Origin of the sequence: Thiopseudomonas alkaliphila (assembly GCF_001267175.1) — a bacterium.
In the GTDB taxonomy this organism is placed as follows: Bacteria; Pseudomonadota; Gammaproteobacteria; order Pseudomonadales; family Pseudomonadaceae; genus Oblitimonas; species Oblitimonas alkaliphila.
In genome coordinates this window covers 778,492-796,665 of record NZ_CP012358.1, presented here as the reverse complement: position 1 = coordinate 796,665, position 18,174 = coordinate 778,492, and the positions used below count along the sequence as shown (strand labels likewise).

The 18,174-nt window shown below is 46.6% G+C and carries 16 protein-coding genes and 1 pseudogene; 9 read left to right on the top strand and 8 right to left on the bottom strand.

Going from position 1 to position 18,174, the window contains the following annotated elements:
• Window positions 1-318: 318 nt before the first annotated feature.
• Together AKN87_RS03845 and argF are read right to left on the bottom strand one after the other, a co-directional pair.
• Window positions 319-1,401: an ABC transporter ATP-binding protein gene (locus AKN87_RS03845; protein ID WP_053102530.1), complete on the bottom strand. Its 1,083-nt coding sequence runs from the start codon at window positions 1,399-1,401 to the stop codon at window positions 319-321.
• Window positions 1,394-2,317: an ornithine carbamoyltransferase gene (gene argF / locus AKN87_RS03840; protein ID WP_053102529.1), complete on the bottom strand. Its 924-nt coding sequence runs from the start codon at window positions 2,315-2,317 to the stop codon at window positions 1,394-1,396. Before argF ends, AKN87_RS03845 begins: the two co-directional genes overlap by 8 nt.
• Window positions 2,318-2,547: 230 nt before the next feature.
• Here argF and grxD point away from each other — a divergent pair, with 230 nt between their 5' ends.
• Window positions 2,548-2,871, top strand: coding sequence for a Grx4 family monothiol glutaredoxin (gene grxD / locus AKN87_RS03835; protein WP_053102528.1), 324 nt, complete (start codon window positions 2,548-2,550; stop codon window positions 2,869-2,871).
• Between the two features lie 79 nt (window positions 2,872-2,950).
• On the opposite strand, the gene pyk is transcribed toward grxD, so the two are convergent.
• The 4 genes from pyk to cysT form a co-directional block, all read right to left on the bottom strand.
• Window positions 2,951-4,402: a pyruvate kinase gene (gene pyk, locus AKN87_RS03830; RefSeq protein ID WP_053099724.1), complete on the bottom strand. Its 1,452-nt coding sequence runs from the start codon at window positions 4,400-4,402 to the stop codon at window positions 2,951-2,953.
• Window positions 4,403-4,590: 188 nt separating this feature from the next.
• Window positions 4,591-5,565 carry a sulfate/molybdate ABC transporter ATP-binding protein gene (locus tag AKN87_RS03825; protein ID WP_053102527.1) on the bottom strand — a complete coding sequence of 325 codons (975 nt, stop codon included), beginning with the start codon at window positions 5,563-5,565 and terminating at the stop codon, window positions 4,591-4,593.
• Between the two features lie 3 nt (window positions 5,566-5,568).
• Entirely contained in the window at window positions 5,569-6,402 is an 834-nt protein-coding gene (gene cysW, locus AKN87_RS03820; RefSeq protein ID WP_053102526.1) for a sulfate ABC transporter permease subunit CysW, read from the bottom strand.
• A 2-nt stretch (window positions 6,403-6,404) separates the two neighbouring features.
• Window positions 6,405-7,232 carry a sulfate ABC transporter permease subunit CysT gene (gene cysT / locus AKN87_RS03815; RefSeq protein ID WP_053099721.1) on the bottom strand — a complete coding sequence of 276 codons (828 nt, stop codon included), beginning with the start codon at window positions 7,230-7,232 and terminating at the stop codon, window positions 6,405-6,407.
• Between the two features lie 419 nt (window positions 7,233-7,651).
• Between cysT and AKN87_RS03810 the strand changes: the two genes are divergently transcribed.
• The 4 genes from AKN87_RS03810 (at window position 7,652) to AKN87_RS03795 (ending at window position 11,143) form a co-directional block, all read left to right on the top strand.
• Complete coding sequence (locus tag AKN87_RS03810; protein ID WP_053102525.1) at window positions 7,652-8,650, top strand: putative oxygenase MesX; 999 nt, start codon at window positions 7,652-7,654, stop codon at window positions 8,648-8,650.
• Between the two features lie 30 nt (window positions 8,651-8,680).
• Entirely contained in the window at window positions 8,681-9,709 is a 1,029-nt protein-coding gene (locus tag AKN87_RS03805) for a methionine synthase (protein WP_053102524.1), read from the top strand.
• A gap of 93 nt (window positions 9,710-9,802) precedes the next feature.
• Entirely contained in the window at window positions 9,803-10,297 is a 495-nt protein-coding gene (locus AKN87_RS03800; protein ID WP_053102523.1) for a flavin reductase, read from the top strand.
• 39 nt (window positions 10,298-10,336) lie between these two features.
• On the top strand, window positions 10,337-11,143 hold the full coding sequence (locus AKN87_RS03795; protein ID WP_053102522.1) for a sulfite exporter TauE/SafE family protein: 807 nt from the start codon (window positions 10,337-10,339) through the stop codon (window positions 11,141-11,143).
• Window positions 11,144-11,199: 56 nt separating this feature from the next.
• Here AKN87_RS03795 and AKN87_RS03790 read toward each other — a convergent pair.
• Window positions 11,200-11,334: pseudogene (locus AKN87_RS03790) on the bottom strand (phage integrase N-terminal SAM-like domain-containing protein); the annotation flags it as partial.
• A gap of 331 nt (window positions 11,335-11,665) precedes the next feature.
• Here AKN87_RS03790 and AKN87_RS03785 point away from each other — a divergent pair.
• The 3 genes from AKN87_RS03785 to AKN87_RS03775 all read left to right on the top strand — a co-directional run bounded on the left by AKN87_RS03785 (window position 11,666) and on the right by AKN87_RS03775 (window position 14,420).
• Window positions 11,666-12,610, top strand: coding sequence for a hypothetical protein (locus AKN87_RS03785; protein WP_053102520.1), 945 nt, complete (start codon window positions 11,666-11,668; stop codon window positions 12,608-12,610).
• Between the two features lie 33 nt (window positions 12,611-12,643).
• Window positions 12,644-13,639: a DUF5677 domain-containing protein gene (locus tag AKN87_RS03780; protein WP_053102519.1), complete on the top strand. Its 996-nt coding sequence runs from the start codon at window positions 12,644-12,646 to the stop codon at window positions 13,637-13,639.
• Window positions 13,640-13,727: 88 nt separating this feature from the next.
• Window positions 13,728-14,420, top strand: a complete 693-nt coding sequence (locus AKN87_RS03775) for a hypothetical protein (protein ID WP_053102518.1) — start codon at window positions 13,728-13,730, stop codon at window positions 14,418-14,420.
• A gap of 49 nt (window positions 14,421-14,469) precedes the next feature.
• Here AKN87_RS03775 and ltrA (AKN87_RS03770) read toward each other — a convergent pair whose 3' ends face one another.
• Window positions 14,470-15,801 carry a group II intron reverse transcriptase/maturase gene (gene ltrA, locus AKN87_RS03770; RefSeq protein WP_053102517.1) on the bottom strand — a complete coding sequence of 444 codons (1,332 nt, stop codon included), beginning with the start codon at window positions 15,799-15,801 and terminating at the stop codon, window positions 14,470-14,472.
• Between the two features lie 994 nt (window positions 15,802-16,795).
• On the opposite strand from ltrA (AKN87_RS03770), the gene ltrA (AKN87_RS03765) reads away from it, so the two are divergent.
• Entirely contained in the window at window positions 16,796-18,121 is a 1,326-nt protein-coding gene (gene ltrA, locus AKN87_RS03765) for a group II intron reverse transcriptase/maturase (protein WP_053102516.1), read from the top strand.
• Window positions 18,122-18,174 lie beyond the last annotated feature (53 nt).

Here is an 18,174-nt window from a genome sequence, read left to right as displayed (position 1 = left end):
CCGTCGAGCAGTACGCAATTTAGGCCATTACGGCTCTAGACTGCGCGGGACGGCAAATCTTATGAATTTCTTAATCGACTTAATATACCTAGATTTAAAAGTCTTAGTAAGTTTTTTACTTTCAAACAGTTATTACAAATTATGTTAGTTACTTTCTTGTAACTAGTCTGAATAAAGAGTCAAGTTGACGTTATATTTAATTGGCTAATAAGCTGTTTATGATGACAGTCATTAGTAGGGGATGCTAAGTGCTAAAGCAATTGCCCGACAAAATGCGCTGGCAGGATTATCGGGCAAGTGTGGGTTAAGAAAAGGTTGTTATCGCTGTTGGTGGGCAGCTACAGTGCCAGCAGCAGGAAAGGCCACCAAATGATCAGCAGCCACGTCAATACCCACCACTTCCCCTAAGAAATGATCGGTATGGCTAGTAAAGACGGCCTCAAGATAATTACCCGTTGGCAGTTTTAGCCGATACAGGGTGTAGGCCCCCAAAAAAGTTTTGCCGACAATCGTGGCTTTTAGTTTGCTATTAGGCGCGTCAATAATGTCATCGGGGCGTAATAACACATCTACGGCGCTACCTGCTGGCCAGCCATAGGCTCGATTGCCGCGGATAATTCCCAGTTCAGTTTGTACGCTTTCTGGGGTAAGCAATTGTCCGCGAATAAAATAGCCTTGACCAATAAAGCTGGCGACAAAGGGCGTGCGTGGTTCGTGATAGAGGTTATAGGGTGTATCCCATTGCTCCAAGTTGCCTTTATTGAACACGCCAATTTGATCGCTGACGGCAAAGGCTTCTTCTTGATCATGGGTGACTAAAATAGCACTGGTGCCACGGGCCTTAAGAATTTCTCGTACTTCTTGGCTGAGCTGGCGCCGTAGCTCCGTATCCAGGTTAGAGAAGGGTTCATCGAGCAGTAACAGTTGTGGGTCAGGCGCTAGGGCGCGGGCTAAAGAGACCCGTTGTTGTTGCCCTCCAGATAGCTCATTGGGGTAACGCTTGCTCAGCTGCTCGAGTTTCACCAATGCCAGTAACTCTTGGGCTTGCTGCTTGGCATTGGCTTGCTGACGAATCCCAAACAGTACATTTTGCTCAACGGTCAGATGTGGAAACAAGGCATAGTCTTGAAACACCATGCCAATGCGTCGTTTCTCTGGCGCTAAGGAAAATCCCGCTTTGGATAAGGTGCGTCCAGCCAGACTGATTTTTCCTGCACTAATCGGCTCAAAACCAGCAATTGCTCGTAGTGTGGTGGTCTTGCCACAACCCGAAGGACCCAATAAACAGCCAATATCCCCCGCATTTAAGTGCAGGGTCAGGTCATTGACGATGATTTGCTCATCATAACCACAGGCTAGATTGGTGAGCGACAGCAGCGGGCCGTTATATTGATCAGTCATTGCTTACTAAGCTTGGCTTAATTAAAAACTCTAACAGGGCTTTTTGTGCATGTAGGCGGTTTTCCGCTTGAGTCCAGACGCCGCTGCGTGGATCTTCTAATAGATCGTGACTAATTTCCTCGCCACGGTGTGCTGGCAAGCAGTGGAGAAATAAAACCTGTGGATCGGCTAAGTCTAGGAGCTCGCGAGTGACTTGATAGCCAGCAAACTGCTTAATTCGGGCTTGGGCTTCGGCCTCTTGGCCCATAGAGGCCCAAACATCGGTACTAATAACGTGAGCACCTTGCACTGCTTGCTTGGGATCACGAATAATTTGCGCCCGACTGCCAGCCCAGCGCATCAGTTCTGCATCCGGTTCAAAGCCCTCAGGGCAGCTAACCACTAAGTTAAAGCCATACTGCACCGCAGCTTCAATATAAGAGCTGCACATATTATTACCATCACCAATCCAGACGACGGTTTTGTCTTTAATGCAGCCGCGCAATTCACGATAGGTTTGCATATCAGCAAGGAGCTGACAGGGGTGATGGTCATCGGATAGGCCGTTAATAATTGGCGCGCTAGAGTGGGCTGCAAACTCGGTTAGGGTGCTATGGGCAAAGGTGCGAATCATGATGGCATCAAGCATGCTTGACATCACAATTGCGGAGTCGGCTAATGGTTCGCCACGACCTAGCTGGGTATCACGTGGCGATAAAAATAGCGCTGAACCGCCCAGTTGAAACATGCCGGCCTCAAAGGAGACACGGGTACGGGTTGAGGACTTTTCAAAGATCATGCCGAGCACTCGGCCTTTTAGTGGTTCACAAGCAATACCTTGTTGGCGCAGCTGCTTGAGCTGAATGCCACGTTGAATAAGGTGTTCCAGTTCTGCTGGGGTACAGTCTTGCAAGGTTAAAAAGTGACGAGGCGACATATCAAGCCTTTGAACAGTAAAGTCAGTGAGAGAAGAAAAATAAGCCTAAGATAGTAGCGACAAACCACCGTCTGGCGCAAATTTGTTTTGGCTGGCAGCGACTTTTTGCTAGTGATAAAGCCGAGCGAATTAGTTGGTTTTAGGCTAGACTAGCGCCAGAACTAAACCATCAGTAGTTTAACTAACGCTAAGTAGGATGGTTTAACCATCCAGATCAGATGAGGTGTATTGTGGATATTATCGAGACTATTAAAGATCAAATCGCGAGTAACCCTATTTTGCTCTACATGAAAGGCTCACCGAATGCGCCGCAGTGCGGTTTTTCTCAGCGTGCATCTCAAGCCTTAATGTCTTGCGGTGAGCGTTTTGCGTTCGTTGATATTTTACAAAATCCAGAGATTCGCGCTAATTTGCCAAGCTACGCGAATTGGCCGACTTTCCCACAGTTATGGGTGCAAGGCGAGTTAGTGGGCGGTTGTGACATCATTATGGAAATGTATGAAAGCGGTGAGCTGCAGACTTTAGTTAAGGGCGCAGCGCCAGCAGAAGCCTAAGCGCTAATCCTCGAGCAACAAAAATGCCCAATAAACACTTGTGTTATTGGGCATTTTTTATGTGCAGCAGTTAAGCCTATTAGGCTAAGTGATCGCCTACCCGCAACAGTTTCATGGTGTTGGTACCGCCCACCGTATGATAGCTATCACCTTTGGTAAGGATAACCCAGTCACCTTTTTCCACTGCACCGCGTTTAATTAACTCATCCACTGCAGCTTGACTGACTTTCTCGTTAGGCATTGAGCTAGGATCAAAGGGCACGGTGTAAACACCGCGAAACAGCGCTACTCGAGCTTGGGTTTCACGGGTAGGGGCAAAGGCATAAATTGGCATTGAAGAGCGAATGCGCGACATCACTAACGGGGTATAGCCACTTTCAGTGAGGGCGATAATCGCTTTGACTCCCGGAAAGTGATTGGCAGTGTACATTGCTGCCAAAGCAATACTTTCATCCCAGCGCTCAAACTGTTGACCAATACGGTGCATGGATTGACGCATAATTGGGTTCTTTTCCGCACCGCGGCAGACACGATCCATGGCTTTGACTGCTTCAACTGGATAGTCACCAGCGGCAGTTTCTGCTGAGAGCATCACCGCATCGGTGTAGTCGAGGGCGGCATTAGCCACATCCGAGACTTCAGCGCGGGTAGGCATGGGGCTAGTAATCATCGACTCCATCATTTGCGTGGCAGTGATGACCGCTTTATTTTGATGGCGTGCAGCGGCAATGATTTTCTTTTGAATACCAACCAGTTCCGCATCGCCAATTTCTACCCCTAGATCACCTCGGGCGACCATCACCGCATCACTGGCGGCGATTAAGCCATTGAGCGCTTCATCATTGGTCACTGCTTCAGCGCGCTCGATTTTGGCCACTAACCAAGCATTGGAGCCCGCTTCGTCACGTAAACGCCGCGCCAATTGCATATCGGCGGCATCCCGTGGGAAAGAGACGGCTAAATAGTCGAGTTCCAGCTCAGCGGCTAAGCGAATGTCTTGTTTGTCTTTATCGGTTAGGGCTGGGGCGGTTAAGCCGCCACCGCGGCGGTTAATACCTTTGTGATCAGACAGCGGGCCGCCGATCAATACACGGCAATGCAGCGCATCAGCGGTTACTGACTCAACTACCATTTCAATGCGACCGTCATCAAGTAACAGTTCATCACCTACTTTGCAATCGGTAACCAAATTAGGGTAGTCAATACAAACTACTTCTTGGGTGCCAGCATCGCGTGGATGTGTGGTGGAAAATGTAAAGCTATCGCCTTCGGCTAATTCGATTTTTTTCTCAGCAAATTTGGCAATCCGAATTTTTGGGCCTTGTAGGTCACCTAGTAATGCGACAAAGCGTTGATGTTTTGCCGCGATTTCACGGATTAGTTCGGCGCGGGCTTTGTGTTCGGCGGCGGTACCGTGGGAAAAATTAAGGCGGGCTACATCTAGCCCAGCAAGAATCAGTTGTTCAATAACTTCTGGCGAGCTTGAGGCAGGGCCGATGGTGGCAACAATTTTAGTGCGTCGCAATGACATTGTTTTGCTCCTTATGAAAACTGCTTTAAGCCTACTACGGGAATGTTACGTAGTCACTTCAAATGGGGGCTACAGCTTAAATAAATCACAGTGTTTTAGGTGATGAAAAGTCATTTAGCAAAAAGGCCAACCGATCGCGTTGATGGGTTGGCCTAAGCAAATGACTAATACAGAAGTTAAGCGGTTAATTAAAAGCCAGACTTGGGTTGAAAAAATAATTGATCACCGCGCTTGAGCCCAACTAAACTGGCATCGTCACGGGCAACTTCTGCTTCTACTAACTGATTTTCACCGCCTACTTTTAAGGTAACCCGGGTAATGGCACCGAGTGGGCGAATATCGCGGACAATGCCTTGTTTAAAGTCGGACTTGGCCGATTGTGATAACCAAACTTCGTGAGGACGAAATTGGATTTCTTCACCGTTATCTATTGTCAGGTGGTTGGAGTCGCCTAAAAAGTGGTAGACGAACTCGCTGGCCGGGTTTTCATACACTTCAGCGGGGGTGCCAATTTGCTCGATGACACCTTTGTTCATCACCACAATGCGATCGGCAACTTCCATCGCTTCTTCTTGGTCGTGGGTTACAAACACAGAAGTTAAGTTGATGTCTTCGTGTAGCTGCGCTAACCAGCGACGTAACTCTTTACGCACTTTAGCATCAAGGGCGCCAAAGGGTTCGTCCAGCAGTAAAATTTGTGGCTCAACAGCTAGCGCACGGGCTAAAGCAATGCGCTGGCGCTGACCGCCAGATAACTGCTCTGGAAAGCGATCTGCCAGCCAGTCCAGTTGCACCATCTTTAGCAGTTGCAAAACTTTTTGCTCAATCACCGCTTCGCTGGGGCGCTCGCGTCGCGGTTTCATCCGCAGACCAAAGGCCACGTTATCAAAGACGCTCATATGACGAAACAGCGCGTAGTGTTGGAAGACAAAGCCGACATTACGGTTGCGTACATCCCGGCGCGAAACATCATCGCCATTAAATAAAATGCTGCCGCTATCAGGTGTCTCTAAACCCGCAATAATGCGCAGTAAAGTGGTTTTACCGCAGCCTGATGGGCCAAGTAAGGCCACCAGCTCACCGGCTTGAATAGCTAAGTTAATATCGTTTAAGGCCGTGAAGTTGCCAAATTGCTTATTCACGTGATTGACTGAAATACTCATGGCTTAGGCTTCTCCACGCTTAAATTGGCGCTCAATACGCGCTTCGCTCCACTGTTTTAGTAATAAAATGACCAGCGCTAAGGCTAACAGCAGGCTAGCCACGCTAAAGGCAGCGACTTGGTTATATTCGTTGTATAAAATTTCTACATGCAGCGGCAAGGTGTTGGTAAAGCCGCGGATATGGCCTGACACCACGGATACCGCGCCAAACTCACCGAGGGCGCGTGCGGTACAAAGCACCACGCCATACATCAGTCCCCACTTAATATTAGGTAAGGTGACGTGCCAAAACATTTGCCAACCGCTGGCGCCGAGTAAACGAGCAGCTTCTTCTTCTTGGGTTCCTTGTTGTTGCATAAGGGGAATTAACTCCCGAGCGACAAAGGGTACTGTGACAAATAAGGTGGCGAGAATAATCCCAGGGAAAGCGAAGATGATTTGAATATCATGCTCAATCAGCCACTGCCCAAAAAAGCCTTGGGCGCCGAACAGTAAAACAAAGACTAAACCGGCAATAATCGGCGATACCGAAAAAGGCAGATCAATTAAGGTGATTAAAAAGCTTTTGCCGCGAAACTCATACTTACTCACGCACCACGCTGCTGCCACGCCAAAACTGAGGTTAAGCGGTACCGAAATGCCCACCGCCCACAAGGTCAGTTTAAGGGCTGAAATTGTATCTGGCTCAATAATCGCTTGCCAGAAGGTGTTAACCCCCATGGCTAAGGCTTCGCTGATCACCACATAGAGTGGAAAGACTAAAAAAAGGGCGAACACTAACCATGCCAGCGTAATGAGCAGGTTGCGTCCAGAGATAAAACGCTGCAAAGCATGCATGGTTAGGCTCCTTGATTCTTAGCGATTTTACGTTGTAACAAGTTAATCAGTAGCAGCAAGACAAAAGACACCACCAGCATTAATACGCCAATTGCCGTGGCAGCGGCGTAGTCGTACTGATCCAGCTTAACCATGATTAAAAACGGTAAAATCTCAGTTTTGTTTTGAATATTGCCTGAAATAAAAATGACCGAGCCGTATTCACCGACGCCACGGGCAAAGGCTAGGGCAAAGCCGGTGAGCCAAGCGGGTAGCAGGGTCGGTAATAAAATATGACGAAACACTTGCCAAGGTTTAGCACCTAAGCAGGTGGCCGCTTCTTCAATTTCCTTGGGAATATCTTCCAGTACCGGCTGAATAGTACGCACCACAAAAGGTAGGGTGACAAAGACTAAGGCGATGGTGATTCCGATCGGGGTAAAGGCAATTTTTAGATCGAACTTACCCGCTAGCTCACCGAGTAAACCATTAGGTGCATATAACCGAGTTAACGCAATACCCGCCACGGCCGTCGGCAAAGCGAAGGGTAAATCAACCATCGCATCAATGATTTTGCGTCCGGGGAATTGATAGCGCACCAATACCCAAGCCAGCAAGGTGCCGATCAGGCCATTGGCTAGCGCAGCTAAAAATGCCGTGCCAAAACTGAGCTTAAGCGCTGCCAATACGCGCGGTTCGCTAATTACGCCAAGAAATTGCTCCCAGGTCATTTGCGAGGCATGTAAAAACATCGCACCTAACGGAATAAGTACCAAAAGGCTCAGGTAAACCAAGGTGTACCCAAGGGTTAGATTAAATCCTGGAATAACGGGGGAGGTTCGACGGCTCATGCTGCTCTTCACATGTATCCATAACAAATAGAGCTAGCATCCTAGGGGATAAAGTATATATCTGAAAATAACTGTGGGCGATTCAGTTATTCTTTTTTGCTCTATGTGGAGAGGGTAGAGATAAAGACCATTCACGTTGCGTCTGGCAATTGATTGGGGTAGTGGCTAGGTATTGATTGAGACTTGCTCACCAAAGTCATGAGTAGTTTGTCGCTAAGCCTTGTTATTGCTGGGCTAACTCAGGTTTTTAAGCAAGCCATTAATAGAGCTGAGAGGGAGGAACTATTAACTGCTTCAAGGGCAAGATGAATAAAATTCAATTTGAGGTGAATTTAACTCGTTTTACTCAGGTTCAGCTTCCCGCTTAAATGACGCCATTCCAAACGTTTAACCCATTAGCTTTTAGGTGGCACAGTATTATGAGTAACCCTTTTGCTTGTTCAATTAAGCGCATTCGCTTCGATGAAAACTATCAGCCAGCGGATAACACCCGGCAGACCACTAACTTTGCCAACTTAGCCCGTGGTGACAGTCGTCAAGAAAACCTACGTAAAACCTTGGCCATGATTAATAATCGCTTTAACTCACTGGCGACCTGCGACAACCCTAAAGGCGATCGTTACTCTTTAGAGTTGGATATTATTTCTGCTGAGTTAGATATTGAAGGTAATGGTCAAACTTTCCCATTCATTGAAATGCTCAAAAGCACCGTGATTGATCATCACACTAATCAGCGCTTTGAAGGCATGATTGGTAATAGCTTTTCATCATATGTGCGTGACTATGATTTTAGCGTCGTGTTATTAGAGCAAGGCTTTAAAGTCAATGAGCAGCCAGAAGGCTTTGGTGACTTGCATGGTAAGTTGTATCAGCACTTAATTAATTCTGAAGCTTTTCAAGCCGAATTTAGCAAGCAGCCGGTGATTTGCTTGAGTGTTTCAACCTCAAAAACCTATTACCGCACTACCAATACCCACCCTGTGTTAGGGGTGGAGTATAAAAATGATGAATATTCACGCACCGATGACTACTTTGCCAAAATGGGCTTAACCGTGCGCTACTTTAAACCAGAGAATGGCAGTGCACCGCTAGCTTTTTATTTTGCTGGTGACTTATTAGCCGATTACACCGATTTTGAATTAATCAGCGCCATCAGCACCATGGAAAGCTTTCAGAAAATCTATCGCCCAGAGATCTATAACACCAACTCGCCGGCCGGTGTGGTGTATAAGCCTAGTCTGAGCTACCAAGATTTTTCGTTGACACAGATTGTTTATGACCGCGTCGAGCGTGGCGAACTGGCAGTTAAACAAGGTAAGTGGACAGAAGAGCACTTTATTAAGCCTTACCAAGCTATTTTAAATGAGTGGGCTGCTAACTTTTGCATCGAAACCGCTAAACAACGCAAAGTCGCTTAATCAAATAAAACTAAGGCAGAAGAATTTAATATGGCAATTTTATTACCCACCTCAACCGCTGGCAGCTTACCCAAGCCCTCATGGCTCGCTGAGCCAGAAAAACTCTGGTCACCTTGGAAACTAGAAGGCGAAGCCTTGGCTGAGGCTAAGCAAGATGCACTGCGCTTATCTTTGCAAGAGCAGCTGCATGCGGGAATTGATATCGTCAGTGATGGCGAGCAAACCCGTCAGCACTTTGTCACCACCTTCATTGAGCATTTGGAAGGGGTAGACTTTGAGCAGCGTGAAACGGTGCGTATTCGTAACCGTTACGATGCCAGCGTACCGTCGGTGGTGGGTGAAGTATCACGGCAAAAACCGGTGTTTGTGGAAGACGCTAAGTTTTTACGCAGCCAAACCACGCAGCCGATTAAATGGGCTTTGCCTGGGCCGATGACGATGATTGATACCCTGTATGACGGGCATTACAAAAGTCGTGAAAAGCTAGCTTGGGAATTTGCCAAAATTCTTAATCAGGAAGCGTTAGAGCTTGAAGCGGCTGGAGTCGATATCATTCAGTTTGATGAGCCCGCATTTAACGTGTTTTTTGATGAGGTCAATGACTGGGGCGTGGCAACTCTGGAGCGCGCCCTAGAAGGCTTACAGTGTGAAACTGCGGTGCATATTTGCTACGGCTATGGCATTAAAGCCAACACCGATTGGAAGAAAACCCTGGGTTCCGAGTGGCGCCAATACGAAGAAGCCTTTCCTAAACTGCAGCAGTCTAAGATCGATATTATCTCGTTAGAGTGTCAAAACTCACGGGTGCCGATGGATTTGATTGAGTTAATCCGCGGGAAAAAGGTCATGGTGGGGGCGATCGATGTAGCGACTAACCAAATCGAAACGCCAGAACAAGTAGCCGATACTTTACGCAAAGCCTTGCAGTTTGTGGATGACGATAAGCTGTATCCATCGACTAACTGCGGTATGGCGCCGTTAGCACGGACTGTGGCGCGGGGCAAGTTGCAGGCGTTAAGTGCGGGCGCGGAGATTATTCGACAAGAATTAGCACGCTAGTTGGAGTGAGAGCAAAGGGTGCTTTCTGCTGAGAGGAAGCACCCTTTGTGGTTTGAATGAATAGGTTTAAATCGATTGATGTTGGGTAGGGTGATGGTTAACGCAACAGAGTTTAAAAACGCAATGTCTTTATTAACCAGTGCAGTCAATGTGGTGACTACCTATGGTGAGTCGGGGGCCCATGGTTTTACCGCCTCGGCAGTATGCAGTGTGACGGATACTCCACCGACTCTGTTGGTGTGTATGAAGCAGTCGTCTCGCTCGCACGCGCATTTTGTTAATAATAAAGTGCTTTGCGTCAATGTGTTAAATGCCGCCCATGCTTCACTTTCCAATGCCTTTGCTTCCTCAAAGCTGAGTTCTGAGCAGCGTTTTGAGCTGGGTGAGTGGCAGCGCTTACAGACAGGCGCGCCTGCCTTAACCGATGCTTTAGTGAGTTTTGACTGCACAATTGAGCAAATTCAAGCAGTGGGTACCCATACCATTTTTATTTGTCCGATTGTGCGTATTCAGCATAATCAGCCAGAGCAAGCCTTGGTTTACTTTAATCGTGCTTATCATCCAGTTGGTGAGTTGGTCTCGATTTAGTTTATTGTTACTTCTTTTGCATAAGCACATGGGGATGGTATGGAACTTGTTGTTTTTTTAGTGATTGGGGCGTTAGCCGGATTTGCTGCAGGACTGTTTGGTGTGGGGGGCGGCACCATTATTGTGCCTTTACTGTTTATTGTGTTTACCCAGATGGGCTATGACCCTGCGGTGATTATGCATCTGGCATTAGGCACGTCGCTGGCGACCATTATTGTGACTTCAATTAGTTCGTTTATGGCCCATAACAAGAAAGGTGGCGTTATTTGGCCTGTGTTTAAAAACTTAGCTCCGGGCATGGCGTTAGGTTGTTTTTTTGGTGCCGGTATTGCCGGCTGGTTATCAGCGGTGTATTTGCAGTTAATTGTGGGCGTGTTTTTGCTGTGGGTGGCTTACACCATGTTTAGCGGCGCCAATAAAGTTGTGGATACCAGCCGATCCTTGCCGAGCACGGCTGCGCAAGTGGGCGCAGGGGCTGGTATTGGGATTGCCTCGGCAATTTTTGGCATTGGCGGGGGCAGTTTAACTGTGCCGTATTTGACTCGCTATGGGGTAGTGATGCAAAAAGCGGTGGGTACTTCAGCGGCTTGTGGTTTGCCGATTGCTATCGCGGGGGCTTTAGGCTTTGTTTACTTTGGCATGCAAGAGCAGATCACAGTGCCCAACACCTTGGGTTATGTGCATATTTATGCGTTTTTAGGTATCAGTATTATGAGCTTTTTCACCGCCAAACTCGGCGCCAAAGTAGCTCACGCGCTATCACCGAGTGTGCTGAAAAAGTGTTTTGCGGTGTTATTGGTGTTGGTGGGCGTATTTTTTGTCCTGAAAGGAATGGGCTGGGTTTAAGGAGCTTGGAGAAGGCTACTTTTTTGATTGTATAAGTTATTGAATGATAAGAAAGGTGTTTGAGGATGACGTTTTTTGTGAAACAGAATAAAACGCTTAATCCAGTGCAGGTAAGTTTTTTCAGTTTTCAGCGCATAACCTTTTTGCCGCATATCCGTGCGTATAGAATTTAAAAATGGACTGTTAGACATAAAACGCTCCTTGTCTTGCAACTGTCTGCCTATACAGCCTATTCCAGCTCGGATTTGTAAATGTGCTTGTTTTTACTCCTAGAGATGCTTGTTTATCGGTGGATTTTTAATTTAATACTATATAAATCAAAGTGTTATGAGTTCTTTGGGTGAGATAATGTGCATCGTGCAAGCAGGATAGACGGTATGCACGATTTGTAATAACAAAGTGTCTTGTATTTTTAAAGAAAGTCTATTTAATACAAGTAATTATATTAATTAACGGTAAGCAGCAGCGGGTGACGAAACGAGCATGCATACTAATAAGCTGTTATGTTTTTAGGGAATTATTGTGATTGAAAAAGTAATAGCAGGGGCAGTGCTTTTCGTCTTCACTTCTCTGGTTGCGTATGCATTTAAAGTCCGGCAACTTTATGCAGTTGTACCCAAATTACATCGGAAATCATTTCTGTCAGATGGTGGCTCGGTTGCAGAGCTAGTAGTCTATAACAAGGGCACGAAAGTAGAAGAGGATATTTCTGTAGAAATAAGACAGGAGATAAAATGTGAGCTTCTTGCGTCAAACAAATCAGGAGCGTCGATAATCGACAATGTCTTAAAGATCGATAGAATTCACTCCCATTCGGAAGTTTCCGTTATTTTATTAGTGGAAGGTGAAGCACTTTCATATGACGACCTAGTCTTGATTACTTCTAAAGAGATTAAAGGGGTCTTCTATAAAAAGACTGATGAAGTCCCCCCTTCTGCATCTAAATCTACGGTCGTAATGTCCATTATTCTTTTGGCGGGTAGCCTTCTCTACTGGGGAAGTGATGCTTATTCTTATCTTGAGTCAAAGTACATAGAGTATAAGTACGCAAGTATTTACAAGTCAGGATGGCAAGGGCTGAGTAGTTATCTGGCTTCGGATTTATCAGAAAGCTATTCAAATCAGGAGTTTCCGTTAAGACTTTTAGGTGTTTCAGTAAGCGCCGACAAAATAAAAATCAATTACGAAGTCATAAACAAAAGCTCTCTACCAATTAGTGCAAGTATTACAGATTCATTATTCTTTCAAGCTGAAGAGAAAGATGGAATTCCATTTTCTTCCATAGATGTTGAGCCTTTAGAAAAAGGTAGTTTGTCCATTGAGTATCCTAATCAAAATCAAGAGTATATAAAACTAACTGCTATGTTTAGGTTTGGAGATGAATTTATACCCGGCTCGGTACAAGAGATTGACATAAAAAAATATAACAAATCAATGCGGCCGACCGCTAACGCGGCAGCTGATTGAAGCGTTATATTGCAGTGAGCACCGGAGTGTACTGTGTTTGAAGAACTATTAGAAATGGTGGAGAACAAACTCAAGGAGAGCGGTAGCAACACTGATTATGAAGCCATTATTGATCTTGCCTCGAAAGTGCTTATTGAAGATACGCTCTCACATGAAAAAGAGACAGTTAGTAAAGTTATCTCAGAGAATGATGCCTTCACAAAAAGAAATCGAGAGAGGTGGTCTCTTGGCTTTCAAAAATTGCATGCTCTGAGGGAAACGTCACTTCAAGCTGGGATGAATTTCCAGAAGCAATTTTTAGAATATGATCAGTATCAAACTGATGAGTTGCTTGGTGTTCTAATGCGTCAGCATGCACATGCATGTCGTATAAGTGGCGAAATAATCCACCTTTTAGAAAGTGGCTATCCTGATGCAGCGGTCGCGCGTTGGCGCACCCTGTATGAGATGGTTATCACCTGTTTATTAATAAAAATGTATGGTCGAGACGCTGCCATTGATTTTATTAAGTATGGGATTGTGAAGAACGCCGAAGGCATAAATGAACATCACAGAACAGCAAATGAAATGGGTATAGAAACTTTTTCTCACGAAGAAATTGATTTTGCAAATGCCCAAAAGCAAGAGATCACAGAAGGAAATCCTAGCTGGCATTGGGCTAGAAAATATGCTGGCGTGTCTAAACTGGAAAAGCTTAGAGAGCATGTGGGCCTTGATAAATGGTCGCATAACTACAAGCTGGCTAGTCGAAATGTTCATTCTGATTATTTTGAAATGCGTTGTTTGTATGCGATGTCGGAAGCTAAAAGTGACATGCTACTTGTTGGGCAGTCGAATTCAGGCCTAACCGAACCAGCACATTTTACAGCAATTAGCTTAGCTCAAATAACTTCAATATTTCTCACTGCATATATAGAAGACGAATCCAAAGAATTGGATTACCGAGATTCGCTCCTTTTTATGAAGGTAATTGATAATTACGTTAAAGAAGTTGGAGAGGCGTTCATCAATGTTGAGAAAGCAATATAGCAAACAACTGCAGCGGATCAATTTTCGCTGCGCTTCAATTGTCCGCTGAGTTGGGCGTTATGTTTCCTCAGTCAGTGCAGGAGCCTGAATGCAATTTATCTATGCCGATGAACTTAAAAGCCAATTTTCTGTGTTTGGGCATTTTTACGATCTTGATATAGATGGCCGGACGTTCAACTGTCGCAGTGTCCTAGAGATCGTACCTAAATCCATAGACAGTATTACTGATTCCAATCCGTGTGCAGTAGTGGTGATGATGAATCCTGGCTCATCTAAACCCGCCAGTAACTCATACATTCCTAAAAAGTATTCTGTCTCTCAAATTACTTCTGAGTCTTGGGTGAAAGATGTCATCCCGACAAAGCCTGATAATGCGCAATACCAAATAATGCGCTTAATGTTACTTAAAGGCTGGAAGCATGTACGCATACTAAGTCTGTCTGATCTAAGAAATGGGAATAGTGGGAATTTCTCTATAGAGTTTCAAAAATCTTTAGAACTAGATCCAGCAGCACCCCATAGCCTCCTTAGCAAAAAACGACACGCGGAATTGCTAGATTATTGTTCTAAATCACGAGCTGTGATCGCAGCTTGGGGATCAACTGAAGTTCTTAGAGAGGCTGCGGAAGAGTTTTTGAGGATAGTTCCAAATGTAGAGGGGCTTCCTCTAGAAAAACCTTGGTATAGATATCCTAGCCCTTACAAAAAAGACCAAAAACTAGATTGGTTAAAGGCTATGAATGAGAAACTAAAACATAATCGGGTAGCCGAGGGTTTCTAGCCCTCAGCCCCCACAACACCCTGCATGCGGCTCCGCACAGGGCGTTTCACTAAGAGTGGTGAAGCTTAATCCAACCATCGCGCAATGCGTACAGACCCTGAGATTTTAAGTAAGCATTTGATAATGCCTGATTAATTCCCGGAGTTTTAGAGCTGCGCCATGGGCCTTTGCTGGTAATACCGCATGCAACTGCAGCCTGTACATGAACACCCAGCCGCATTAAGTTTCTTACTTTAGTGCGTGGCTTGCGCCACTGTCGCCAATAGGCCATTCGCACCCTGCGCCGGATCCAATGATCCAGCTCAACGCAGTGCTGATAGCCACTGGCAATACCAAAGTAGTTTATCCAGCCGCGTAAATATTGGCTGATCTTAAATAGCTGGTATTTCATTGACACGCCCCAGTTGCGATTCGTGAGTTTGCGAACATTCTGCTTAAATTTCAGCAGCGTTTTCGGATGCCAATGAATGCGATTCGCCTTGAACGTAAAGCCCAAGAACTGGCTTTCATTGGTTTTAACCACACGACTTTTGTTAGTGTTGACCACTAACTTCAAACGGTTTTGCAAGTACTGACTGATACTGCGCACCACGCGTTCTCCAGCTCGCTGGCTCTTCACTAGAATCGTGAAATCATCCGCGTAGCGGGCAAACTTATGACCGCGTTTTTCAAGTTCTTTATCCAAAGAGTCGAGCATGATATTCGCCAGTAACGGCGACAATGGCCCACCTTGCGGTACACCCACTCGACTCTCACCTTTGAACTGATTATCGATAAACCCAGCTCTCAGGTAACGTTTAATCAGTCTAAGCAGACGTTTGTCTTTCACCTTGTCGCCAAGGCGCGTCATCAGTAGATCGTGATTAACTCGGTCAAAGAACTTCGACAGATCAACATCCACCGCGAAGCGGCGTCCTTCCTTGATGATGCTCTGTACCTGCTTAACCGCTTGCTGCCCATTACGACCTGGACGGAATCCAAAACTGTGTTCAGAAAACTCAGGGTCGAAAATAGGTGTTAATACTTGGGTAATGGCTTGTTGGATTACACGATCAGTAACGGTTGGAATACCCAGCTGACGAGTGCCGCCATCTGGTTTAGCTATTTCAACACGCCTTACCGGTGAGGGTTGATAACAGCCTGTTACCAGTTGTTGTTTCAATGCTTTCCAGTTGCCGGATCTTACCCAAGCGGGGAATTCATCGATGGTCATGCCATCGATGCCAGCGGCCCCTTTATTGGCTCGAACGCGTTTCCATGCCGTAGAGAGGTTATCTTCCTGCAGCACGTGCTCGAATAGATCGTTGCTAAAGGCTGGCTTCATATCGCTACGCTGAGTCACGTCATCGCCGGACGGCGTTCGTGTGTTCAAGTGTGACAAGGCTCCTCCTTTGTTCTTAATGTTCAGGCCTTCACCGTGTCCCAACCATTACGATGGGCGTTTGGCTACTATGCCGTCTGCTGACTTCTGCTTAATCACTCACAGAGTTGCCTCTGTTCGCGCTATCGGTTTGCATCTAATTCGCTCTCCAAGGTCGATACATTCTTTAGAGCCAAGGCACTTATTAACCAGAGCCTCACTGGTGGATTACCGATCGCTTGTTAAGCAGATCTCCCCAGATAAGAGCATGTACTGTCACTGCACTGCTGCATCATTTACGGTGGCCGTTAGATCACATGGCTTCGTTGTCTTGTGCCAACTCGCCTTCAGCCTACGCCTCATATGATGTTTTTGTTCATCAGCTCGCAGCTTTGCGTCCGGCTTCCTCCAGACAACTCCTCGCGGAGCCGCCCTTGCCATTCGCTAGTAGTTAACATCTAATAACGATCATAAATCGCTAAGGATGGTGACCTTCCTACAGAGGACTTTCACCTCATTAGTTCATGCCCATGCTGGGCGTACACAAATCAAGCCAAGGGACGCAGCAAAGCTGCGCCCCTGCTTGAGGCGTGTGTGCCGGGCATGGCACTTAACTAGCGAGGTGCAAGTCCTCGTACCAGGTATTCGCAGAGCCGAAGGTTAGCGAAAGGACAAGGGCGTTGTCGCGAGGCAGGGTCTGAAGGAAGTCCAACGCGAAATCGCGGGGCGATGAACAAGAACTCAATATGAGGTGTGACATATTCGGGGCCAGCGGGCACGTGACTGCTAAGCCCTCCATCTGCATCTGGAATATGTTTTATAAATTGAGCGTCTACGCGAGGAAAGTTAAGTGTCTTACCCCGGGAGGTCTGCAGTGTGTTGAAGGAGCAACTGACAATGGAGCAATCGATTGTGACCGCATTGCAGAAATCAGCAGAAGGCATAGTAGGCTGCACTCTTGCAGCTGAAGGCCTGAACAAATCACGGAAAGTACTCGCTGGGGAAGTGTTTCTGAATGGCACCTGTTAAGCAGTTATCACTGCCTCTGGAAAGTGCAGAGGGTGAATCAGAAATGGGAAACCCAGTTGAACCAAAATCCACCTTTTGTTCATCATTGATTGGCCGTGTAGTAGATAGGAATAATCTACTGCGCGCGTTGAAACAAGTTCGCCGCAATAAAGGTGCTCCGGGCATCGACGGCATGAATGTTGATGACCTCCTTGATCATCTTAAGCAACACTGGCCGCAGATTCGGCAACAACTCATCGACGGGCACTACAAGCCCAAGCCGGTTAGACGTGTTGAAATTCCAAAGCCAGATGGTCGCAAGCGCAAGCTGGGCATCCCGACTGTATTGGATCGATTTATACAGCAGGCCATTGCTCAGGTGTTGCAAGAAGAGTGGGATGCTGATTTCCATGATCAGAGTTATGGTTTTCGACCCAATAGAAATGCACACCAAGCCATGCGCTGCGCACAAAACACAGTACGGCAGGGCTATAGCTGGACTGTTGATTGTGACTTGGAAGCTTTCTTTGATGGTGTAAACCATGACTTGCTTATGGAACAGCTCAAAGCAAAACACCAAGACCGACAATTGCTTAGGCTGATCAACCGCTATCTAAAAGCGGGAATCCAGATAAATGGCGTAACACAAACCAGTACCGAAGGCGTGCCACAGGGTGGGCCGTTGTCACCGGTACTCTCGAATATTGTGTTGAACCAGTTGGACTGGGAGCTAGAACGTCGGAAGCACCGTTTCGTTCGCTATGCTGATGACTTTGTTGTGTTTGTTAAAAGTCGAGAAGCGGGTGAGCGCGTGATGAAAAGTCTGCAGCGCTATATTGGCGACTCGCTACGGCTCAAAGTGAATACCCAAAAGAGTGCAGTAGATCGGCCATGGAAACGAACCTTTCTTGGCTTTACGTTCAGTCAACGAGACCAGAGAATCAAGGTGGCAGATAAATCGCTACTGAAGCTCAAAGCTACGGTTAAATTGCTGAGCCGTCGAACAAGAGGCCATTCACTCAAACACATTATCGCAGAGCTAAGAAAGTCCCTGCTTGGTTGGAAAGCGTACTTCGACATAGCTGAAGTGCTGAGCCCTCTGCGTGATGTGGATAAATGGATTCGACGACGATTGCGTAGTTATATTTGGAAGCAATGGGGGCGCAAAGGCTATCGGATGCTTAGGCGCTTGGGTGTTGATCGATGGCTGGCATGGAATACTGCTAAGTCGGCTCATGGCCCGTGGCGATTAAGCGCAAGTCCTGCCCTTTACCGAGCGCTACCAAACAGATACTTTAAGAACTTGGGGCTGCCAGAACTGGCGGCAAGATGAAATTTAAAGAGATTTGAACCGCCGTGGTACGTGACCCGTATGCCCGGTGGTGT